The 19,950-nt window shown below is 43.9% G+C and carries 12 protein-coding genes; 4 read left to right on the top strand and 8 right to left on the bottom strand.

The window, feature by feature from the left end; all coding sequences use genetic code 11:
- Positions 1-275 precede the first annotated feature (275 nt).
- The gene (locus tag ACRBG0_RS22845) at positions 276-2,771 is read right to left on the bottom strand and encodes an Ig-like domain-containing protein (protein WP_431489162.1); all 2,496 of its coding nucleotides are present in this window, start codon (positions 2,769-2,771) and stop codon (positions 276-278) included.
- 243 nt (positions 2,772-3,014) lie between these two features.
- On the opposite strand from ACRBG0_RS22845, the gene ACRBG0_RS22850 reads away from it, so the two are divergent.
- Positions 3,015-4,457: a hypothetical protein gene (locus tag ACRBG0_RS22850; RefSeq protein WP_431489163.1), complete on the top strand. Its 1,443-nt coding sequence runs from the start codon at positions 3,015-3,017 to the stop codon at positions 4,455-4,457.
- 70 nt (positions 4,458-4,527) lie between these two features.
- Here the strand turns inward: ACRBG0_RS22850 and ACRBG0_RS22855 are convergent, their stop codons facing one another.
- On the bottom strand, positions 4,528-6,042 hold the full coding sequence (locus ACRBG0_RS22855) for a S8 family peptidase (protein ID WP_431489164.1): 1,515 nt from the start codon (positions 6,040-6,042) through the stop codon (positions 4,528-4,530).
- A gap of 334 nt (positions 6,043-6,376) precedes the next feature.
- Here ACRBG0_RS22855 and trxB point away from each other — a divergent pair, with 334 nt between their 5' ends.
- A complete protein-coding gene (gene trxB / locus ACRBG0_RS22860; protein WP_431489165.1) occupies positions 6,377-7,324 on the top strand; it encodes a thioredoxin-disulfide reductase in 948 nt (315 codons plus the stop codon).
- Between the two features lie 337 nt (positions 7,325-7,661).
- The gene (fbaA, locus tag ACRBG0_RS22865; protein ID WP_431489166.1) at positions 7,662-8,744 is read left to right on the top strand and encodes a class II fructose-bisphosphate aldolase; all 1,083 of its coding nucleotides are present in this window, start codon (positions 7,662-7,664) and stop codon (positions 8,742-8,744) included.
- Between the two features lie 116 nt (positions 8,745-8,860).
- On the opposite strand, the gene dnaG is transcribed toward fbaA, so the two are convergent.
- The 3 genes from dnaG to ACRBG0_RS22880 all read right to left on the bottom strand — a co-directional run bounded on the left by dnaG (position 8,861) and on the right by ACRBG0_RS22880 (position 14,471).
- Positions 8,861-10,861 (bottom strand): DNA primase, encoded by a 2,001-nt coding sequence (dnaG, locus tag ACRBG0_RS22870; protein ID WP_431489167.1) that lies wholly within the window; start codon positions 10,859-10,861, stop codon positions 8,861-8,863.
- Positions 10,862-11,243: 382 nt separating this feature from the next.
- A complete protein-coding gene (locus tag ACRBG0_RS22875) occupies positions 11,244-13,775 on the bottom strand; it encodes an ABC transporter permease (RefSeq protein WP_431489168.1) in 2,532 nt (843 codons plus the stop codon).
- A gap of 3 nt (positions 13,776-13,778) precedes the next feature.
- A complete protein-coding gene (locus tag ACRBG0_RS22880; protein ID WP_431489169.1) occupies positions 13,779-14,471 on the bottom strand; it encodes an ABC transporter ATP-binding protein in 693 nt (230 codons plus the stop codon).
- 208 nt (positions 14,472-14,679) lie between these two features.
- Between ACRBG0_RS22880 and ACRBG0_RS22885 the strand changes: the two genes are divergently transcribed.
- Positions 14,680-15,387 carry an arylesterase gene (locus ACRBG0_RS22885; RefSeq protein ID WP_431489170.1) on the top strand — a complete coding sequence of 236 codons (708 nt, stop codon included), beginning with the start codon at positions 14,680-14,682 and terminating at the stop codon, positions 15,385-15,387.
- A gap of 15 nt (positions 15,388-15,402) precedes the next feature.
- Here the strand turns inward: ACRBG0_RS22885 and ACRBG0_RS22890 are convergent, their stop codons facing one another.
- Genes ACRBG0_RS22890 through ACRBG0_RS22900 form a run of 3 tightly spaced genes read right to left on the bottom strand, consistent with a single transcriptional unit; the run spans position 15,403 to position 19,916 of the window.
- Positions 15,403-15,834 carry a MarR family winged helix-turn-helix transcriptional regulator gene (locus tag ACRBG0_RS22890; RefSeq protein ID WP_431489171.1) on the bottom strand — a complete coding sequence of 144 codons (432 nt, stop codon included), beginning with the start codon at positions 15,832-15,834 and terminating at the stop codon, positions 15,403-15,405.
- A 23-nt stretch (positions 15,835-15,857) separates the two neighbouring features.
- A complete protein-coding gene (locus tag ACRBG0_RS22895; RefSeq protein ID WP_431489172.1) occupies positions 15,858-18,500 on the bottom strand; it encodes a M14 family zinc carboxypeptidase in 2,643 nt (880 codons plus the stop codon).
- Positions 18,501-18,545: 45 nt separating this feature from the next.
- Positions 18,546-19,916, bottom strand: a complete 1,371-nt coding sequence (locus ACRBG0_RS22900; protein ID WP_431489173.1) for a M28 family metallopeptidase — start codon at positions 19,914-19,916, stop codon at positions 18,546-18,548.
- Positions 19,917-19,950: the final 34 nt, after the last annotated feature.

Below are 19,950 nucleotides of genomic sequence, written 5' to 3' on the forward strand. Positions count from 1 at the left end.
TGGTCTAGACGCAATAAGCCTTTATAGCTTCATCGTCAATTCTTCTAACGAGTGAGGGAAATCAAATGTTATTACTTAGGTGTAAAAAGAGCTTACTTTTCTGTATTCGATCAAAGCTATCCGCTTTCGCTTTCCCTATGCCTCTTATCCATATTTTGAGAGGGCGCATAATGAAAAAAGCCACACCTCCCGGTGTGGCTTTGCAATGATAATAATTCCACGAATTCATCTGACTATCCCTAGTCAGACATAAAATAAAAAGCAATGATTCTTATTTATCGCAAGATTTCAATCTTACGGTTGATTACTCCTTTTTCACTGGTTACGCTAAGGATATAAATACCGGGTGTTAAGCGGCTTACATTGAGCGTAGCATGATTGATGCCAGACGATTCCTGGTGATGAACAACCTGTCCTGTCATTGTACGGAGGGTTAATTGTTCAAACTCCTGCTGACCGTTTAGATGAACATTCAAATATTCACTAGTAGGATTAGGGTAAGTTTTTAATAAATCCTCCCTTAACTCGTCTACGAGGGTATCTTCATCATCATTCAATCTTACTCGTACCTGGAACGGACGAACATAAACCGAATTGTATTCGCCAAACTGATCAAGGCTACTGCCTGTTTCACCACCAAACTCAAGAATAATCTCTTCTTCGTCGGTGCGGAATCCTGCAATATCATCAATAACAATCCCAAGAGTACCCAATTCCCCATGGCCACTGGCTACCAGGCCACTGGTACGGGTGTAACCTGCTTCAAAGTGACCACTAAAGTTATTGTGATCCATGAAAAGTACAGGCGAGTCGTAAGCCATAAAGTTGTTGTCGTGCCAGTTAACACTAACACTAGAGGGGCGAACGGCATCAGGGTTGTAAGTAAAAGGAAAGACGAAACCGTAAAGGTCTTCCGCAGGAGCCTCTGACGTACCTACTGAGATAGAAAATTCTACATAATCACCAGCAGTAATAAAGAGAGGACCATCAAGGATAAACTCGTAAGGTGCATAAGGCATTACTGAGGGTACCATGTTGTGGGTTCGCCCATAAAAAGAGCGAATAGCCGTGGTATCAGTTGCAGTAACAATACTGTTGCCATCTGCATCGATATGCTTGATGTCAATTACCTCACTTCCTCCAAACAAACTACCCCAATTTTCTGCGTACTGCCCGTACCAAAGATCAAAGGTAGCGCCAGCGCGTTCTTCGCCGATTTCACCCATACTGCGACCAATAGGCAGTAGGTCATTCATGTTGACAATGCCATCTGCATTAGTGTCTCCAGCCCATACACAATCACCTACGCATACGGGTTCTCCGTTGTCACCTACATCAAGAATCGTCATCCAGATTTTAACCTGCTTACTTACTAGGCAATCATTGCTATTAGGGTTAGGGTCCTCAAGGCAATAAGTGATTTCTACTTCATCTAATCCCTCGGATACATCCGTATGAGGGATATAAAGAAGGATGTTGTTACCCTGTATAGGTAGGCCATTGATAACAGTATTCACTTCGCCTTCCAGGAAAACGGTTTCGCCTAGTTCGCCTTGAGAAGTCACTTCAAAAGAGAACGTAGAAACCGGAACATTGTACCCAATAATCATGGGTACCGTCTTTGGCGTAGCCATGTGAAAAGTCGTCCGGTCAGGAGCAAAATTGCTCACGAAGATTGTTACCGTTGCTATTTCATTGGCTGCACCGGAACCACAGATATTAGAACTGTACGTAAACTGGTCTACACCAATAAACCCATCGTCAGGAGTATAAGTAAATTCGTTGCCGTTTTGCTGTAACGTACCATGTTGTGGACTAGTTACGTCATTAAGGTTACAGCCAGTCAGTGCGAGGTCATTAGCAAGCACTGCGATGTCTACACCGGTATTCGTTGTAGTAAATGCCCGATCATCAAACGCAAAGCTATTTGTTTCTAAATCAAGCACTTCGATATCGAAGGTCAAATTATGGTTGCCATCCGTTAGGATGATCTCGTCGGTACCTGAATAATCTTGGGAAGGAGTATACTCTGGTACGTCTGCACCTTGATCAAAAACACCATTTGTTGGGGCCTGAACAACGGTATAGTTGTCTGGCACAAGGATAAATTGGGTTTCGTTTTTCTTAACAAAAACCTTTGTTACCTCATCCTCTGTTGTTGGTGTTTGTTCCATTACGGTAATACTGACCGTGCCATCATCACAGTCCCCTACTCCATTGCAGAGGGCATAGTTGAAGTGGGCAGTACCTCTAAACCCTGGGGCAGGGGTAAAGGAAATAAGGCCAGTAGTTGCATTGAAAGTTGCATCACCGTGATTGATAGCAGGAACTGCTTGTAAAACCTTGACACCATTGCTGCTAATGTCATTGGCTAAAACGTCTACTACAACAGGCTGATCCGTGTAAGTGACCGCATAGTCATGATAAGCTTTAATGAGCGCCGGAGCAACGGTGACGTTTACGTCAACGGTGCGGAAAGCCGGAATAGGATCAATGACCCAACGAACAATGCGAAAATTGTCCGTGCCAGTAAAGCCTTCATTGGGAGTATAAACGACGGTGTATTCCCAGTTACCGTTGTTGATAAGTTCAACGGTGCCATTATCTGGCTGGAACGCTCCCGGCAAAGAAGGCGAATTTGGCCGAGAGGTAAAGTCATAGTCGACCTCACTGTTTTGGTACGTCAGCAGGTCAACTGACTGCCCCCACCCCCAGAAGGGTAAAGACAGCAGTCCCAGCAGGACGAAAAGTTTTTGTAAAGCTACATTCATGGATTGTGGATTATAATATCATTGCTTGGGTGCAATATACGACAAAATTCAATGTTTGCACAATAAAATTGCAAGACAGTAATACGCGAAAAAGACAGCCTCGTCTTCAAATGAAACCCAGCATTGAAAAATGGCCGAGTCAGAACCTGCATTTATCATAAAAAGATGCTTATATTTGTGAATAGAGAAAGCGTTTTTTTCTTACTAAAATCGCTGATAGTCTATTGGTTATAAAATATTTTCGTGAACAATACTATTGATAACACTAAGCTGGCTGGAGTGCTGAAAACCTTCGATAAAGCAGGGCGTTTGGCCGCGAAGCGTTTTCTAGAGTCTCCCTATTTTAATAGCAGTAAAGAGCTACTACTTTTATTCAAAGAAATCCTTCGACTTCAGGAGAAAAACAAGCCCCTGGATAAAGAATACTTGTGGGGGAAAGTAGTCAATAAAAAGCCTTACAGTGATCTCCGTTTTCGAAAATATTGCTCAGATCTATCAAAGTTAATGGAGCGATTCTTGGCCCAACAGGCTTTTGAAGATGATGAGGTACAACAAAAGGTTTTTCTACTCAAGAAATTGAGTCAGCAAGAGCAACGGGCTGATAAATTGGCAAGCAGTGCTGTTACCAATTCTGATAAAATGATGGAGGATTATCCCTATCGAGATACTTCCTACTATTTATATCAGTACCTACTACAAAAAAGCTATTACGAACTAGAGAATTTTTCAACCAAACGGGGAGTGAAATCAAACATCGAGGAGATATCTAATTACCTCGATTGGTTCTATATGGGAGAAAAACTTAGGTTAATAACAGAGGCTGAAAGTCGTAAGAAGCTCAAATCACACGAATATCAGTTGTCTTTCACCAATGAGATTTCCTACCTGACCAAAAAGCATTTTACCAACCTGGAAGACCTGCCTCATATTGAAATTTACTACCAAATTATTCAAATCCTATCCGAGACAGAAGCAGATGACAACTATTATAAGTTGAAAAAACTTATTGCTAAAAATGCACATTTTTTTCCAAGGGATGTTGCAGTAGACGAATTATACGGTGCAGCGCAAAACTATTGTGTAAAGAAAATTAATGCAGGGGATCGCAAATTTCTTATTGAACTTTTTGAGCTTTTCAAGCTGCAAATAGAACAGAATATCCTTTTATCAGAAGGGAAACTAAGCCCTTGGTATTTTAGAAATATAATTGTTGTAGGTCTACGTTTAGGACAGTATGAGTGGGTCGAAAATTTCATCAATAAGTTTAAGAATTATTTGCCAGAAGACAACAAAGAAAATGCAATAACCTACAATATGGCCCAACTGTATTTCTATCAGAAAAAGTATGATAAAGTATTAGAGCAATTAAGGTCTGTAGAATATGATGATATATCCTACAATCTTAATTCAAAAACTATTCTTATTGCAACTTACTATGAATTAGAAGAGCTTGATTTGTTGGACTCTCACCTAGATTCTTTCGAAGTCTTTTTAAGGAGAAGGAAAGACTTTACTGTAGATCGGAAACAAATCTATAGCTGGCTAATCAAATTTACCAAGCGGCTAACTCGAATTATGCCTGGTGATAAACAAAGCTTAGAGAAGTTAAAAAACGATGTCAATAACGCTAAAGGGGTAGTCAATGCCAGCTGGCTCCTCGAAAAAATAGCAGAATTGGAGAAATAACTCCCTCTCAACAATACTGGGATTAGTAGGATTGGCAATAACAATGAGGGACGTAAATCCCATTCTACACCTAAAAACTATTATTTAACACAGCTTCCACCGCTGCTGCTGGCTGAATCAATCGACCGGTATTTGCTGTATCTCTCGTATTTTTTCCTGTTTGCTGAAGGATTTTAAAAGCTTCTTTATTGGTTAATTCGGGGCGAATACTCTTCATGATTCCCAAAAGGCCACTCACGAAGGGTGCTGCCATAGAGGTGCCATTGTGGGCGGCATAATTGTTATTCGGCTTGGTGCTATAAATAGCTACTCCAGGAGCTGCAACCGCCATCCCTATTCGGTTGACTTTGTTGGAGAAACTGGCTCTTTGCAATTGGCTGTCAATGGCAGAAACACCGATGACACCGTTGGCATTTACAGGGCTGAATCCGGCTGCATCACGGTTGCTGTTACCAGCAGATGCAACGACTATTACATTGCGATCAGTTGCATAGCGTACTGCTTCGCTATAGGCTCGCTGTCGTGATTGGGTGCTAAAACCACCTAAAGACATAGAAAGTATGTCTGCTCCTTTATCCACCGCCGTGATAATCCCATTAATGATATCTTGTTGGGTGCCACTACCACCTGCTTTTAAAACTTTGACGCTCGTTATTTGAAAATAATCACCTGTACGCGCGAAAGAAGCTACCCCTACCCCATTGTCTGTGACAGCACCAGCAATCCCGGCGCAATGGGTGCCGTGGCCCTGGGGATCATCATTGTACTTTTTTGCAATCGAATAAAAATTGCCCTTTAGGTCTTCATGCTCGGCATCTACACCGGTGTCCAGAATTGCTACAATCGCCTTCTTGCGTGTTTTCACCTTGTCGCTATTCAGCAAGTCATATAATTTGTTCATTTCCAGCACCTGCAAGGCCCACTGTTCTTCTACGGCAGGATCATTTACACCGAGTATTTTGTTGAGTTTGGGCAAAGTTCGTGCTGGACTAAGTTCTATTTGAATCGTTTCATTGGGTTCCACCCAGTCGGTCCAGCCCGTCGCTTCAATACGAGCAATAATCTCTTCGAGGTTGCCCAACTCACTCGCCGGAATGTTTACTGTGAAGTAGTCATCCAAATCAGTGCGTGCGCCTTCTTCCGGAGCAAAGGCTCGCTCAGTGGTCCAGCCCTGTGCGCCAATCCAGCGCTTCCAGCGCTCTAGGTTATCTTCATCGCTCAGTTCTACCAATAGCTCTCCTTCTGCCGCTAAACCGTATTGCGCTGTAGCAGGCATATCCTGGGTTTGAGGCCGAATGTTTTGATGAAAAAAGGCCATCATGAGCAGGGCTACAATACTAGCAGGAATAGCGAGATGTTTAGACTGACTCAAACCTCGGAACAACATCGCTGCACCTCCGTAAAACAATAGATCGGTGAAGCTGTAACTAAAGAAATCACCTAAGGTAGAAACTTGGGTCACTAAGCCAAATAGCCATAACCCCAGCCCCGGTGCAACAGCATAACTCAAGGCTTCTAAGCCTTTACGATCTAGCATGATTCCCATTAAGCCCAGTAAGGTGAGAACAAATCCTAAGGTATACATAAGCAAATCAGTTTTGAGCAAATCATTACAATGTCACCCATTAAAGTAAATGAATTCTGCTTGTTCAAACAGTTTTTTCGACGAATAGGGCATAATTAATGATGTTCGCTTTATAAGTGGGAGTAAGTTCTGCACGTCGCTCAGCGGACAATCCACTACTCAACCTCTCTTAGGTAAAGGTGTTCTTATAAATGAATATATCAACCTATTTGGCTGCAAGGAATAAAAGGCTAGTACTCACAACGTAAAGCATATTACAAATAAGGGGGTGACAAACCCTTGGAATTGCTCCTAGTTTTATAATTTTGCGGCCACAAAAATAAATTGAACTAAGATGAGTAACAACGGGATAGCACACGAAAAGTGTATTATTATCGGATCGGGGCCTGCCGGATACACCGCAGCAGTTTACGCTTCACGCGCAAATCTAGAGCCATTACTTTTTACCGGACAAGAGCCAGGTGGACAGCTAATGATTACCACCGATGTAGAAAACTATCCTGGCTATCCTGATGGCGTCATGGGGCCACAGATGATGGAGGACTTCAAAAAGCAAGCAGAACGCTTCGGTACTCGCGTGCGTTTGGAGATGATTACCAAAGTAGACTTTTCAGGCCCTGTTCATAAGATATGGACGGAGGCAGGCGAAGAACTGCATGCAGATACCATCATCATTTCTACCGGAGCCAGTGCTCGGTGGTTGGGGCTTCCTTCTGAGCAGACTTTTATGAACAAAGGCGTTTCTGCTTGTGCAGTATGTGATGGCTTCTTTTTCCGTGGGCAGGAACTTGCTATTGTAGGCGCAGGTGATACTGCTGCCGAAGAGGCTCTTTATCTTTCTAAGCTTAGCCCACAGGTGCACATGTTAGTACGTAGAGACGAAATGCGTGCTTCTAAAATCATGCAGGATCGTGTTAAAAAGGCCGAAAACATTAAAATCTATTGGAACACCGAAACCAAGGAAGTGCTAGGTGGTGACGAAGTAGAAGCTGTACGGGTTTACAACAACAAAACCAACGAAGAGAGCACCATTCCAGTCAAAGGTTTCTTTGTAGCTATCGGCCACAAACCCAATACTGGCATTTTCAAGGATTGGCTTGAGATGGACGAGGCAGGTTATCTGATTACTAAACCCAAAAGCACGAAGACCAACATCGAAGGCGTCTTTGCCAGCGGTGATGCTCAAGACAATATTTATCGTCAAGCAGTAACAGCAGCAGGCACAGGCTGTATGGCTGCACTTGATGCTGAACGCTATTTGACCGAAAAGGAGATTATCTAGCTCTTTTTGGGCGCCTCCCTGCTAAAAGACAGCACAAAAATAAGTTGAGTCTTCGTTTTTCAAATAGATGATTTGAAAAACCTCAGAGAAGGCTAAATTTGCTTTTTGCGGAATACAACGGGCTGGGCTATCCATTGCGCATAGGGGAAATATTTAATCAGTATTTCCCCTATTTTATTTCTATCCCTTGCGCTGCTCCTTCGTGCGCTGTCCTTTGCTATTCGCTACGGCCTTTTCATTATGATTTACGCTGCTTTCATTATAAACTTATTATCTTTGGGGCACCCTGACCATTCATATATTTAGACAATTTTTAGTTTAAAGCAACCTATAGTTTATGGCTAATGCTCCCAAGACCCGTTTTCGGGCCGGTGTTCTTCACGGTGATGAAGTAACCGCTCTTTTCAACTATGCCAACGAAAACAATTTCGCCATCCCTGCGGTCAACGTAGTGGGCACCAATACCGTTAATGCGGTTCTGGAAACTGCACGTGAGTTAAACTCTCCCGTTATTATCCAGTTCTCTAATGGCGGTGCTGGCTTCTTTGCGGGCAAAGGTATGCCTGGCGAAGGGCAAAAATCTGCTGTTCTAGGTGGTATCTCGGGCGCTATGCACGTTCATACCATGGCTGAGGCTTACGGTGTAACCGTTGTGCTTCATACCGACCACTGTGCCAAGAAGATTCTTCCTTGGGTAGATGGACTGCTTGATGCTGGTGAGCGTTTTTATGCTAGTCGTGGTTATCCTTTGTACAGCTCTCATATGCTTGACTTGTCGGAAGAGCCGATCGAAGAAAACATCGAAGTTTGTGTTGAGTACTTCAAGCGGATGGCTAAAATCGGCATGACCCTCGAAATCGAGCTAGGGGTTACTGGCGGAGAAGAGGATGGTGTTGACAACACCGATATTGACAACTCTCTACTCTATACGCAGCCAGAAGAAGTAGCATACGCCTACGAAAAGCTATTGGAAGTTAGCGACCAATTTACCATTGCTGCGGCTTTCGGTAACGTACATGGTGTATATAAGCCTGGTAACGTAACGCTAACACCAAAGATCTTGAAGAACTCTCAGGTGCATATTCAGGAGAAATTCAGCACAGGTGAGAATCCAGTCAACTTCGTATTTCACGGTGGATCTGGTTCTTCACGGGAAGAAATTCGTGAAGCTATCGAATACGGTGCTGTTAAGATGAATATCGATACCGATATGCAGTGGGCCTTCTGGGATGGTATTCGCAATTACTACGAAGGTAAGCGTGACTACATGCAGACACAAATCGGTAGCCCTGATGGCGAAGATAGCCCTAACAAGAAGTACTACGATCCCCGCAAATGGCTACGTGCTGCCGAAGAGTCTTTCGTAATCCGCCTTAAAGAGGCTTTCGAAGATCTTAATTGTATCAACCGTAACGCGTAAGTATTGCGCAGGAAATAAAGTGCGATTCGCTTTGCGGCTACTTCGTGGTTTGTTTTCGTGCTGTTCCTAAATATGAAGAGGGTGATTTTTGTACAAAAATCACCCTCTTTTCTTTTCTAGAGCACTACCGTGCCCAATTCATTTGCCAGACCATTTCTGAGCGTCTGCAATCGCTGTTGTAGCTTCATGTAGAGCACCAATTCTTCTACCTCATTACTGGCAGTCAGCTCTTTGAGTTTGTCTACATTCTCTTGGCAGAGTCGAGTAAGTTTCCGTAACCGGAAACGTTTCAAACCATGGGCACTATCAATAATGAAATTTTCATCAGGGGCTTTTTGATTGAGTACTACTTCCCATTTCTTTTCCCAGTTTTCACTAAATTCGTAAGGCGTACTTACCATATCAATAGCAAGCTTTCGCAGTTCTTCGGTTTCGTGCTGCATGAAGTAACTCGCTGATGGGAGTTCTCCTTTTTCCACTAAGACTTGATATTCCTTGGCAACTCTCTGATAAAGCTCATTGTCAAAATTATCAATAACATCATCAATGTTGGTCATGATGAATTGCGCAACGGATTGTTCCTGCTCTTCCAGAGGTTTATCACCGTATAAGATTAAGATCCGTACCAAGTCTCTTTCTTGGTATTCATCACCTGTTACGGTAGGCTCTGCGGCAATAGGCGGTGGCATCATACCTTGCTCCTCCCAGCCTGGCGGTGGCATACCTTGTTCCTCCCAGCCCGGTGGTGGGCCAGAAGGGAATGGTGCTTTTTCACTATTGTTACTACTCCCTCCGCGTGCACGTTCTTTTTGCTGGTGTTTACGCAGTCGTTGAGCAATAATCTTATTAGTTTCTGCTACGAGGAGTTGTTCATCAACACCAAAAAGTCGCGCACATTCTTTAATGTAAAGTGATCGCTTAAGCGGGTCTGGGATCAGGCTGATAGAGCCAACAATATCTTTGATCAGTGCGGTACGCTTTACCGGATCATTGCCGGCCTCTGCGAGTAGTAAATTAGCTTTGAAAAAGATAAAATCTTCTGCCTTGTTCTCTAGGTAGGTTTTAAAGGCATTAAGCCCTACTTGTTGTAAATAGGAATCTGGATCTTCTCCCTCAGGGAGCAGTACAATCTTTACATTGAGGTCTTGCTCAAGGAGTAAATCAATGCCTCTAAGGGCTGCACGAATACCCGCTTTATCGCCATCAAATAGAACCTTTGCATTGGGAGTGTAGCGCTTTATTACGCCAATTTGATCAACGGTCAGCGAAGTACCGGAGCTGGCAACGACATTTTCAATGCCTGCCTGGTGCAAAGAAATAACATCTGTATAACCTTCTGTGATGATACATTCATCTTCCTTTCGGATGGCTTGCTTCGCATGGAATGCTCCATAAAGAATACGGCTTTTGTTGTAAACCTCCGTCTCAGGCGTATTGATGTATTTAGGGGCTTTTACATCCTTTTGCAAGATGCGACCACCAAACCCTACTACCTTTCCCGAAAGGTTGCGAATCGTAAACATTACCCGATCCCGAAAGAAGTCACGCTTATTTTTAATTAAACCGGCTTTTTCGAGTGTACTATTTTTATGGCCAGCCAACTGTGCAGCATTTAGAAAAACATCCCGGCCTAAGGGGGCGTACCCAAGACCAAATTTACGAAGGGTTTCTTCCCTGAATCCGCGTTTTTTGAAATAGCTCAAGCCTACACTTCGTCCTCGATCACTATCGAAAAGTTGTTCTTGATAATAGTCACAGGCAAACTGATTGGCGATAAATAAACTATCAGCCATTTGCTGCTCCGCACGTTGCTCCTCTGAAAGTTCTACTTCCTCTATTTCTATCCCATATTTCCCTGCAATCCACCGTAGTGCTTCTGGGAAGCTGAGTTGTTCATGTTCCATCAAAAAATTAACAGGATCCCCTCCCCTGCCACAGCCAAAGCATTTGTAAATATTCCTGCCTGGGTTGACATTAAAAGACGGTGTTTTCTCATTGTGGAATGGGCACAATCCAATGAGGTTGGTACCTCGCCTTTTTAAATTAACGAAGTCGCCTACAACATCTTCGGCTCGTGCTGTTTCGATAATTTCCCGGACCGTGTTTGGTTTTATCAAGCTCTAAGAGTTCTTTTCTGTCAGATGAATGTTAAAAATCGGCATTTATTGCAAATACGCAAAACACAAAGCGTTGTTAATCATTTGTTTATCGAAAATGTTAAAGATTATAACATTTAAGGATGCATACAAACGGCAGCTTAAAGCGTCTATAATAGTGAAAGTTAGGAAATAAACACAGGATCGTAATTAGAAACGATCATCAAAATATAATGGGTGTTCTCATAGTGTGTGGTCTGCCCCGGCGCCGAAAGGATGTCCGGGGCAGTTTTCGTTTAGGTCGCTCCTCTATATTGGTATCCCCGTAAATTAAAACCACCAAGGGCACCAAAGAAAAAACAGCCTCGGTGTCCTTGGTAGTTAAAAAAGCTAAGCGTATGTATTAAGACTCTCTCCTCAGTACTTCCAAGGGGCTTTTTCGCAATACTTCTCTGTTATTGAGTAGACCAATAATCACGATCAAAGCAACAACCAAGATGAATATCACGCCGATTGCAGACCAAGGAGCATAATAAGTAAGCTCTAATTGATAGGTGGCCAATAACCAGCTACTTACGAGAGCAATGATGATACCTGTTGCTGCCGCAAGACTCCCGAGAAGAGCATACTCTGTTGCCGTAATCTTTAAAAGTTGCTTACTACTAGCGCCGAGTGTACGTAGCAATACACTTTCTTTGATACGTTGTAATTTACTTAGAAGTAATGAACTGATCAATACCAAGAAGCCCGTTAATATGCTGAAAACAGCCATGAATTGGATCACGTAAGAAACCTTTTTTAATATATCACTGAGGGCATCCAGTATCGAACTGAGATCCACAACGGAGATGTTTGCAAATTTCCGTACCACCGCCGTACGATATTTAGCAGTTGTTTCCGGGTTAGGTGATTTGCTAACCAGTACTTGGAATTGAGGGGCGTTTTCCAATACTTTTTCAGGAAAAATGATAAAGAACCGGGTGCGCATTTTGGTAAAATCCACCTTTCGGATACTTCCTACATAGGTCGTTACGGGCATTCCCTGAACATTGAAATTCAGTTCGTCACCGATGGAGACTGCCATTGACTCAGCAAAGCCTTCTTCGAGAGAAACATAGATAGAATCACCGTTGGTAGCCCGAGGGCGAGGGAAAACACCCTCCAAGACCTCTTCAAAACCATCTAACGAGTCACGAAAGGTCACTCTTATCTCTCGATTATAAGCCCATCGCCTTGCCTCTCGGGTAGTATCTGCCAGCCATTCGGCCTTGGTTTTACCCTGCCAGCCAGTCATCCGCATTGTAACGATGGGTACCTGCTGAACAATGGGCATATCAAATTCAGTAGTCAGTTTAGCCAATTCCGCCATTTGCTCTTTTTCTATTCCATAGAGAATGACGTTGGGCTGATTGCCTGCATCCATCTCTTGTACATTGGATAGTAAAAGCCCCTGCACGATAAAGAGTGTCGTTAAAATCGCCGTTCCTAAACCAATGGATACAAGCAGGGTGACTGTCTGATTATTGGGCCTAAACAGGTTGGACAGCCCCTGCCGAAAGACAAAACTCCATTGTCGGGGAAAGAAACGTTTTACGCCCCAGATGATTACTTGCGCAACGCCAAATAGAAGTAGGAAAGAGAATACCAATCCTGCGGTAAACATAAGTCCACTCATGAAATCTCCGGTCAAATACCAGAGGAACGCCAATAAAGACAAACCGATAGCACCAAATACACCCCACTGGAGCCAATCGCGGGCTTGAACATCGTCTTCAAAAGAAGCACGCAAAATCCGCAATGGGCTGATCCTACGGATTGGCAAAAGCGGCACCAGTGCAAATAACATGGTAATGACCATGCCAATTACAGCCCCTTCAGCGATGGCTTTCCAGGAGATTTCAGTGGTTACTTCTAGTGGGAGGAAATCCTGAAACAATTGTGGTAATGCGAGCTGTACAGCTGTTCCCAGAATAGTCCCTAAGATGACGCCTAGGCCACCAATGGTGCAGATCTGCAAGAGATATACCCAGAAGATATCACTCCCTTTCATACCCAAGCACCGAAGCACGGCAATAGAAGGTATTTTTGTTTTTACATAGATCAGCACACTACTCGCTACGCCGATACAACCCAGTAAAAGAGATACTAAAGCAACCAGGTTTAGAAAAGAGTTTAGACCAGAAAACGCATCGCTAAGGTTTTCCTTCTGCCCTTGGACGGTTTGCAAGCGAAGGCTTTCATTTCTGAAATCTTCTTTTTGAGTATCCACCCATTCCTCAACAGCATAACCTGCTGGGAGTTTGTAGTAGTAGTTGTAATTGACCAAGCTGCCCGCCTGAACAAGGCCGGTAGCTTCCAGGTTTTGTTGAGAAATATATACAGGAGGAGCAAAACCAGCGGCTACATTAGCACTAGCAAAGTCATTTAGCAGCTCACCAGCAATAAGAAAAGATGTTGAGCCTAAGCGAATACTATCACCCGTTTTCACCTCAAACTGTTCCATGAAGCCACGATCGACTAAGGCGTAATTACCGTTTGTTAGCTGACTGCGAGCGTCAGCGGGTGCTGTTTTTAGTTGCCCGTAGAAAGGGAAGTCTCCCGCTAATCCTTGCAAGCGGATAAATTGGCTGTGGTCGATACGGGGAAGGTAGGCCATTGAAAAAAGCTCCTGTTTGGAGGCCTCTTCTCCGGGTAGCGTCGCTAATACCGCTTTTAAGTCTTCACTAACGGGGCGATTGCCGCTTACAACGAGGTCAGCTCCTAGTAGAGAGGCTGCTTGCTCGTCGATATCTCTTTGGAGATTATAATTAAAAGAGTTGATAGCCACCAATGCGGCTATTCCCAGAATAATAGAAGACATAAAAAGGACTAGGCGGCCACGATTTTTACGGGAATCTCGCCATGCTAGCCGACGAATAAAGGACCAATCTCTCATTGTTTAGGCGTTTTGGGCAGTGGTAGTATCAGCAACCACATGGCCACCTTTGAGTTGAATGATCCGCTGTGTTTTTGCAGCTAGTTCTGGGTCATGGGTAACGATTACAAGGGTTGTACCCATTTCCTTATTAAGCTCGAACAAGAGGTCTTCGACCATTTGCCCAGTATTATCATCAAGGTTTCCGGTAGGCTCATCAGCGAAGAGGATTTTGGGCTCATTGCAAAAAGCTCGAGCAAGGGCTACGCGCTGTTGTTCACCACCAGACAGCTGAGTGGGATAGTGATCCATACGGTCCCCTAATCCTACCTTGGCTAAAAGTTCTTTGGCCTTTTGTTGGGCATTTTTCTTACCGTTCAACTCTGCCGGAATCATCACGTTTTCCAGCGCGGTGAGGGTCGGAATAAGTTGGAAGTTTTGAAAAATAAACCCAACATACTGATTACGTACAGCAGCGCGAGCATCTTCATCCAACTCATTGAGCGTCGCATCACACAGGATAACTTTGCCTTCTCCTGCTCTGTCTAAGCCAGCGCAAAGGCCAAGTAAAGTTGTTTTTCCACTTCCCGATGGACCGATAATAGCTAGGCTTTCACCTGGAGCAATAGCAAAGGAAACATTATCCAAAACAGTTAAGGATCTATCACCAGATCGGTAGGTCTGGCTGAGTTGCTCGACAGCAAGAATTGTAGACATAGAAGAATAAACTTTATTGGGTGCAGGCTCGTTCAGTAATAATTGATTCAACCTTGACCATTAATAACAGTACCAATTCAAATTGGATGAACAAGAACACTGTTAATCGATGAAAAAGGACAATTTAGTGGACTAAAATCAGGCCTAAGCCGACTAAAGGCCATCGAAAAACACGCTAATTACAAAATTACTATCAATGACGATTACAATGCGTAACATATTTTTGACCTTGTTGGTTACGGGACTTTTTGTTTTAAATAGCTGTGGCAATGACCCTCAAGAAGCTTCTGCTATGGAACAGGAAATGACCGAGGATACGGTTAATAAAGAAGTGACCAGTAGTCCTGAGAAAAAAAATCGACCACGTATTGTCTTTTTTGGAAATAGCCTTACTGCCGGATATGGTCTTGATGAACAATATTCTTTTCCCTCACAGATTCAATACAAAATAGACTCGCTTGGGTATAATTATGAAGTTATCAATGCAGGTTTGAGTGGGGAGACCACTGCTGGTGGGCGCAACCGAATAGATTGGGTGATGGAGCAACCTATGGAGATTTTTGTCCTTGAACTAGGCGGCAATGATGTCCTTCGTGGATTTGAATTAACTGCTACACGCGAGAACTTAGCAGCTATCCTTGATGCGGTACGCAACAAATATCCCGAAGTAAAATTGGTGCTGGCAGGAATGGAAGCTCCCCCGAATATGGGCGAAGCTTACGCACAAGAGTTTCGCGAGATTTATCAAGAACTTGCAGTTGAAAAGAAGGCTGCGCTTATTCCCTTTTTATTAGCCGATGTAGGAGGTATTAAAGAATTGAATCTTCCTGATCGAATTCACCCTAACAAGGATGGCCAGGTAATTGTAGCCAACAATGTATGGCAGGTACTAGCACCACTGCTTGAGAAAGAATAGTGCTAAACCTCCTAGCTAGTTGAAATTTTCACCAATTTGCTCCATAATCCGGACAAAGTGGTCGTAATCTTCTTCGGATAAATGCGCCCAACCTTGTGTTCGGAGTGCTAAAACAGATGGCAGAATCTTGTCGTGTAGTGCTCTACCTTTCTCAGATAGAAAAATGAGTGATTGACGCCGGTCAGCCGAAGATTGCTTTTTTAGGATTAACTGCTTTTTTGCCAGTAAAGTAATGATCCTGGAAACGGTGGGGGCGTTTTTGAAACTATCGTTAGCTAGGTCGGTCTGCGAAATACCGTCTCCTTCTGCTAAACGGTCTAAAAGCACCCACTGTTCTGTTGTGATATCTGCCTCTCGCTCACGAAAGGCCTGAAGGTAATTCTGACGAATTAGCTTCAAGGTTCGATCCATGATTGCACCGAAATTCTTGGTCGGTTTGATCTCCATTGTAAAATATTCAGTGATATGGTTTAGAAGCCTGGTAGTAAGAATGCTGCATTTTGTACCATTCTGCTGGTTCCTCTCCAAAACATTCGATAATGAGGGTTGTCCAATAGGTATACAATCTTACCTTCACCAACCTTTTGGACTCCAGCAAAAGTTTTACCAGCCAAGCGTTTCAAATTATCCATAGAAGCATAACCTGCGGTAAGCAGCTCTCCTGGATCCTGATGATAAGTACCTACTGATTCTAAGATAGTCGCAGGCTCTAGGGCGTCCGTATTGAGTTTCAGTCCAAAAACTTCAGGCTTTACACCGAAAGCCAGTGGATGGGTAGTGTCGATATTTGTTCGTAAAGCAGAACCGGGGATGCGTTTTAACCCTCTGTATGTTTCTTGCTCAGCGTAAGTTAGGTATTTGGCTGCTTCACTGGTATCAGAGATGCTTTTGACCAATTCCACTTTCCCAAATTTCCCTTCAGTAGTAAAAAAACGAGCGGCTTCCTCGAGTGCTATGAGTGTTCCTCCTCGCTGTAGCCACTGGTTTATTTCCAACCGTTGTTCTTGCCAAAAAATACGATTCAGATCTCGGCCACCGGGTAAAATCAGCACATCGTAATCATTGATATCTACATAGCCATAACGCTGTCCTAATTTAGGCATACTTGTTTGGGCAAAAGCAGAGGTACGGATACGATCAATAGGGAAAGCGGTTTCCTGGTCAAAAAGAAAGTAGACCTGACCACTCGTGTAGGTGGAGAATGGTGGCTCTACTAGCATGGCTACTCGAGGTTGTTCAACTGGTCGGTTCCGGCTAGAGGCTAAATCAAAACCATCACTCATTCTACCTGTGGGAAGTGCAGCGATATTCACCCCGGTACTCGTGGAGATGCTTTTCATATCCTCAGCCATACTTGATGCTTTTTCTAGATTTCGCCCTCTAAGAACAATAAGCGTACCGGCAGAGTAGGTTTCTTCTCCATTCGAAAATGGGGCAACAGCAGACCTTACGCGATACCCTTTTTGCCAAAGTTCACCAAGGGCTTTGGGCGCCCATCTTTGCTGCCAATCAATGAGGTAGGCGTAGGCTGTTTGTCCTTCTAGTGCCGTATTGTTTAGGCTACCTACCCATTCTTTTTCGCCTATTGGCGTCGTAGTCACTTTGGGGGTGATGGTACTGGCGTAAGCTTCCAGGTTATATGCAAGGGGTGCCGACCAAGTTGCCATATCATACATTACAGAATCTTCGATGGTCAGATTTCGATCCATAATGCTGTGAATAAAGAGATGACGCGGCTGTTGTGCAGATATGATATAATCACCAGCAGAGAATTGGACTGTGCTGCTTTTTCCAGTTCTATAGTCGAGGCTGCTTGCTAATGTAAAATCTTCATTGGCTTGTTCGACAACGACACCTTGGCGACCCATTACTTTCAGGAAATCTTCAAGAAAGCCTCCTTTTTCGTTTCGAATAACGAAACTCTGGTGGGGAGACTTTGCACTTGCTGGATTCCAGGCGGCTACACTATAAGCAAGAAGTTGTTCTCGCTGAATAGCGCCCTTTTGGATGGTGGCCAATGAGGTCGTATAATGGTCAAATATTCGCTGGCGCAAGGTCAAAATATATCCATCATCAGTAGTAATGGCACGGCCAGCTCCAATCCCTCCTTGTTCCGTCAGCATTCCTATCGCTCCCATCACACTGGGGTAAGATGAACCGTAACCAGGGTAGAAAAAGTCAAACCGATCTCGGGTGAAATACATGAGACCCTCGCGATCAAAGGCAGCAATATTGGCCCGTCCAAAAGTGTCACTCCAAGCTTCATAAGAATCTGGTAGTAGAAGGTTTCGTGGTGTTGCACCAGGAGCAGTAAAATAATTTGAATTGTAACCTTGCTCGTGGTAATCGACATGAACTTGTGGCATCCATCGCTGATATTCTGCCGTATGCCCACGCGATTCAGGATGAACACCCCAAATCCAGTCGCGATTCAGGTCAAACCAATAATGGTTGGTACGGCCATTGGGCCAGGGAGCGAAATGCTCAAAGTCACCAGGGTTAATTCCAGGTTGCTGGCGACCAGCGCCGTTGATCCAATAAACATAGCGGTCGCGACCATCAGGATTGATACAAACAAATAGAATCACAACACTTTCGGCTAGTGTTTTTGCGGTCTCTTCATCCTGTGCAGCTGCCAGACGGTAAGCAACCTGCATTGCTGCTTCGGTAGAAGAGGCTTCGTTTCCGTGAATGTTATAACTAAAAGAGGTAAATACAGGATCATTGGCAATGATCTTTTTTCCTTCCTCACTGGCAGCAAAATCAGTATCCATCAATTGAAGGTGGCGCTCGCGCAGCGTCTCCATTTGTGCATGATTTTCAGGGCTGCTTATAATCAGGTTTATAAGAGGACGTTGTTCATAAGTTTCTCCGTAAGTATTTAGGGTAATGCGATTTGACAGATTCGCTAAGTACTCAAAATAGGCCACTGAGCGATGGTATTCTGTAAATCGTTCTCCTAGCTCATATCCAAGAAAAGCCGCGGGAGATTGTATCTTGTCATTGTATTCCAATGCTTCATCAAAAGGAAAACGTTCCGGCGTCAGATCAACTTGCTGCCCGTAGTTAAGGATGGGAATTAAGGAAAAGAGGAGGAAAAAGAATCGTGTCATACCTTTATGGCTTTAGCTTTTGGATTTGAAAAAGAAAACACACTATTAGCGCCGTCGTGGAATCAGTGTTCTGGGATAAGCAACAAGACTTTGATCTCCATTTTTACCAATACTTGCTACACCGAAGAGATAATTATCAATGACTATCCCCGTAAGTTCAACGGCATTGGTGTTTGCTGGAAAATATCGAGCATGCTGCCATTGTGGAGCTGTGGTATCTCTCCAATAGACGACGTACCCCGCAATATCAGGATCTTCGCTGGCGTCCCATTCTAATTGGGTAGAAGGCTGAACAGCACCACCAATCATTAATCCTTGAGGAGCTGGAGGTGCACTAGCCAATGATGCGAGCGTTACCATATTAACACCAGTAAGCTTGGCAGTGTAATCAAAATTAACACCTTCTATTACATCTCCGTAAGCGATTCCGTCTTCTGTTCGTAAATCTTGATGCTGACGGTTGTAGTTTTCGTGGGTCTCCATAATTCGAACACCGGGAAAGCCGAGGTCATTAAATGGTCGATGATGCCCTCCCCTCCCAAAACGGTCAAGGCGGTAAATCAAAATTGCATCCAAATTAGTAAAAAACTGTTCAGTCATTTTATCAATATAGCGTGCTAGCTGACGACTGGGACCATCCACTTCCCCACCATAAAAGCGTCGCCAGATGCGTTGTTGCTCGGTTTCGTTCGGTGGTGTTGGTTCACTAAAAACACGGAAGGTGGTATTGTCAATTACGCCATCAATACCTTCGATATTGCCAATCATGTCGTTGTTGATCACTCCCAGGATGTCCCATTCTTCATCGAGAGCCTTTTGAGCGAGGTGTTGGCCACCAAAAAGGCCCTGCTCTTCGCCGGAAAGTCCAACATAGATAATCGAAACAGGAAATTGATACTTAGAGAGTACTCTTGCGGCTTCTATTACACCAGCCATACCAGAAGCATTATCGTTTGCCCCAGGAGAGTCATCGGTACCATTGAGAGGGTCGCTAATACGGGAGTCAATATCTCCACTCATGATGACATATCGATCAGGATAACGCGTGCCCCTTTGAATGGCCACTACATTGACAACCCAGGTGTCTTCTGGAATACGACGATTCCCTTCTGCAGTCACCAATGTTCGTTGATATTCTACCTCCAGACAATCATTACAATCACTGCTTATTTTTTCAAAAGAAGATTTGATCCATCGTCGTGCTGCACCAATGCCTCGGGTTTCAGAAAGGGTATCACTTAGCGTATGGCGAGTGCCAAAGTTGACCAAAGTTCGAATATCTGCCTCCAAGCGTTCGGCAGAAGCCCCCTTGGCTATCTCGTACATTAAGGGATTCAAAACAGGAGGTGTCGTTTGTTGCGCGTTTATGAACTGAGCAACAAAAACGATAAATAGTGTGAGTGAAATTTTATCCATCTTTCTGTAGTATTCAAATTACTTGGCTAAGAGA

It is taken from the genome of Lewinella sp., assembly GCF_050633125.1.
In the GTDB taxonomy this organism is placed as follows: domain Bacteria; phylum Bacteroidota; class Bacteroidia; order Chitinophagales; family Saprospiraceae; genus Lewinella.

What these genes read in the sequence shown, in the direction of transcription:
- ACRBG0_RS22845 (WP_431489162.1), bottom strand. Translation starts at nt 2,771, where the DNA reads ATGAATGTAGCTTTACAAAAACTTTTCGTCCTGCTGGGACTGCTGTCT.
- ACRBG0_RS22855 (WP_431489164.1), bottom strand. Translation starts at nt 6,042, where the DNA reads ATGTATACCTTAGGATTTGTTCTCACCTTACTGGGCTTAATGGGAATC.
- trxB (WP_431489165.1), top strand. Translation starts at nt 6,377, where the DNA reads ATGAGTAACAACGGGATAGCACACGAAAAGTGTATTATTATCGGATCG.
- fbaA (WP_431489166.1), top strand. Translation starts at nt 7,662, where the DNA reads ATGGCTAATGCTCCCAAGACCCGTTTTCGGGCCGGTGTTCTTCACGGT.
- ACRBG0_RS22875 (WP_431489168.1), bottom strand. Translation starts at nt 13,775, where the DNA reads ATGAGAGATTGGTCCTTTATTCGTCGGCTAGCATGGCGAGATTCCCGT.
- ACRBG0_RS22880 (WP_431489169.1), bottom strand. Translation starts at nt 14,471, where the DNA reads ATGTCTACAATTCTTGCTGTCGAGCAACTCAGCCAGACCTACCGATCT.
- ACRBG0_RS22885 (WP_431489170.1), top strand. Translation starts at nt 14,680, where the DNA reads ATGCGTAACATATTTTTGACCTTGTTGGTTACGGGACTTTTTGTTTTA.
- ACRBG0_RS22890 (WP_431489171.1), bottom strand. Translation starts at nt 15,834, where the DNA reads ATGGAGATCAAACCGACCAAGAATTTCGGTGCAATCATGGATCGAACC.
- ACRBG0_RS22895 (WP_431489172.1), bottom strand. Translation starts at nt 18,500, where the DNA reads ATGACACGATTCTTTTTCCTCCTCTTTTCCTTAATTCCCATCCTTAAC.
- ACRBG0_RS22900 (WP_431489173.1), bottom strand. Translation starts at nt 19,916, where the DNA reads ATGGATAAAATTTCACTCACACTATTTATCGTTTTTGTTGCTCAGTTC.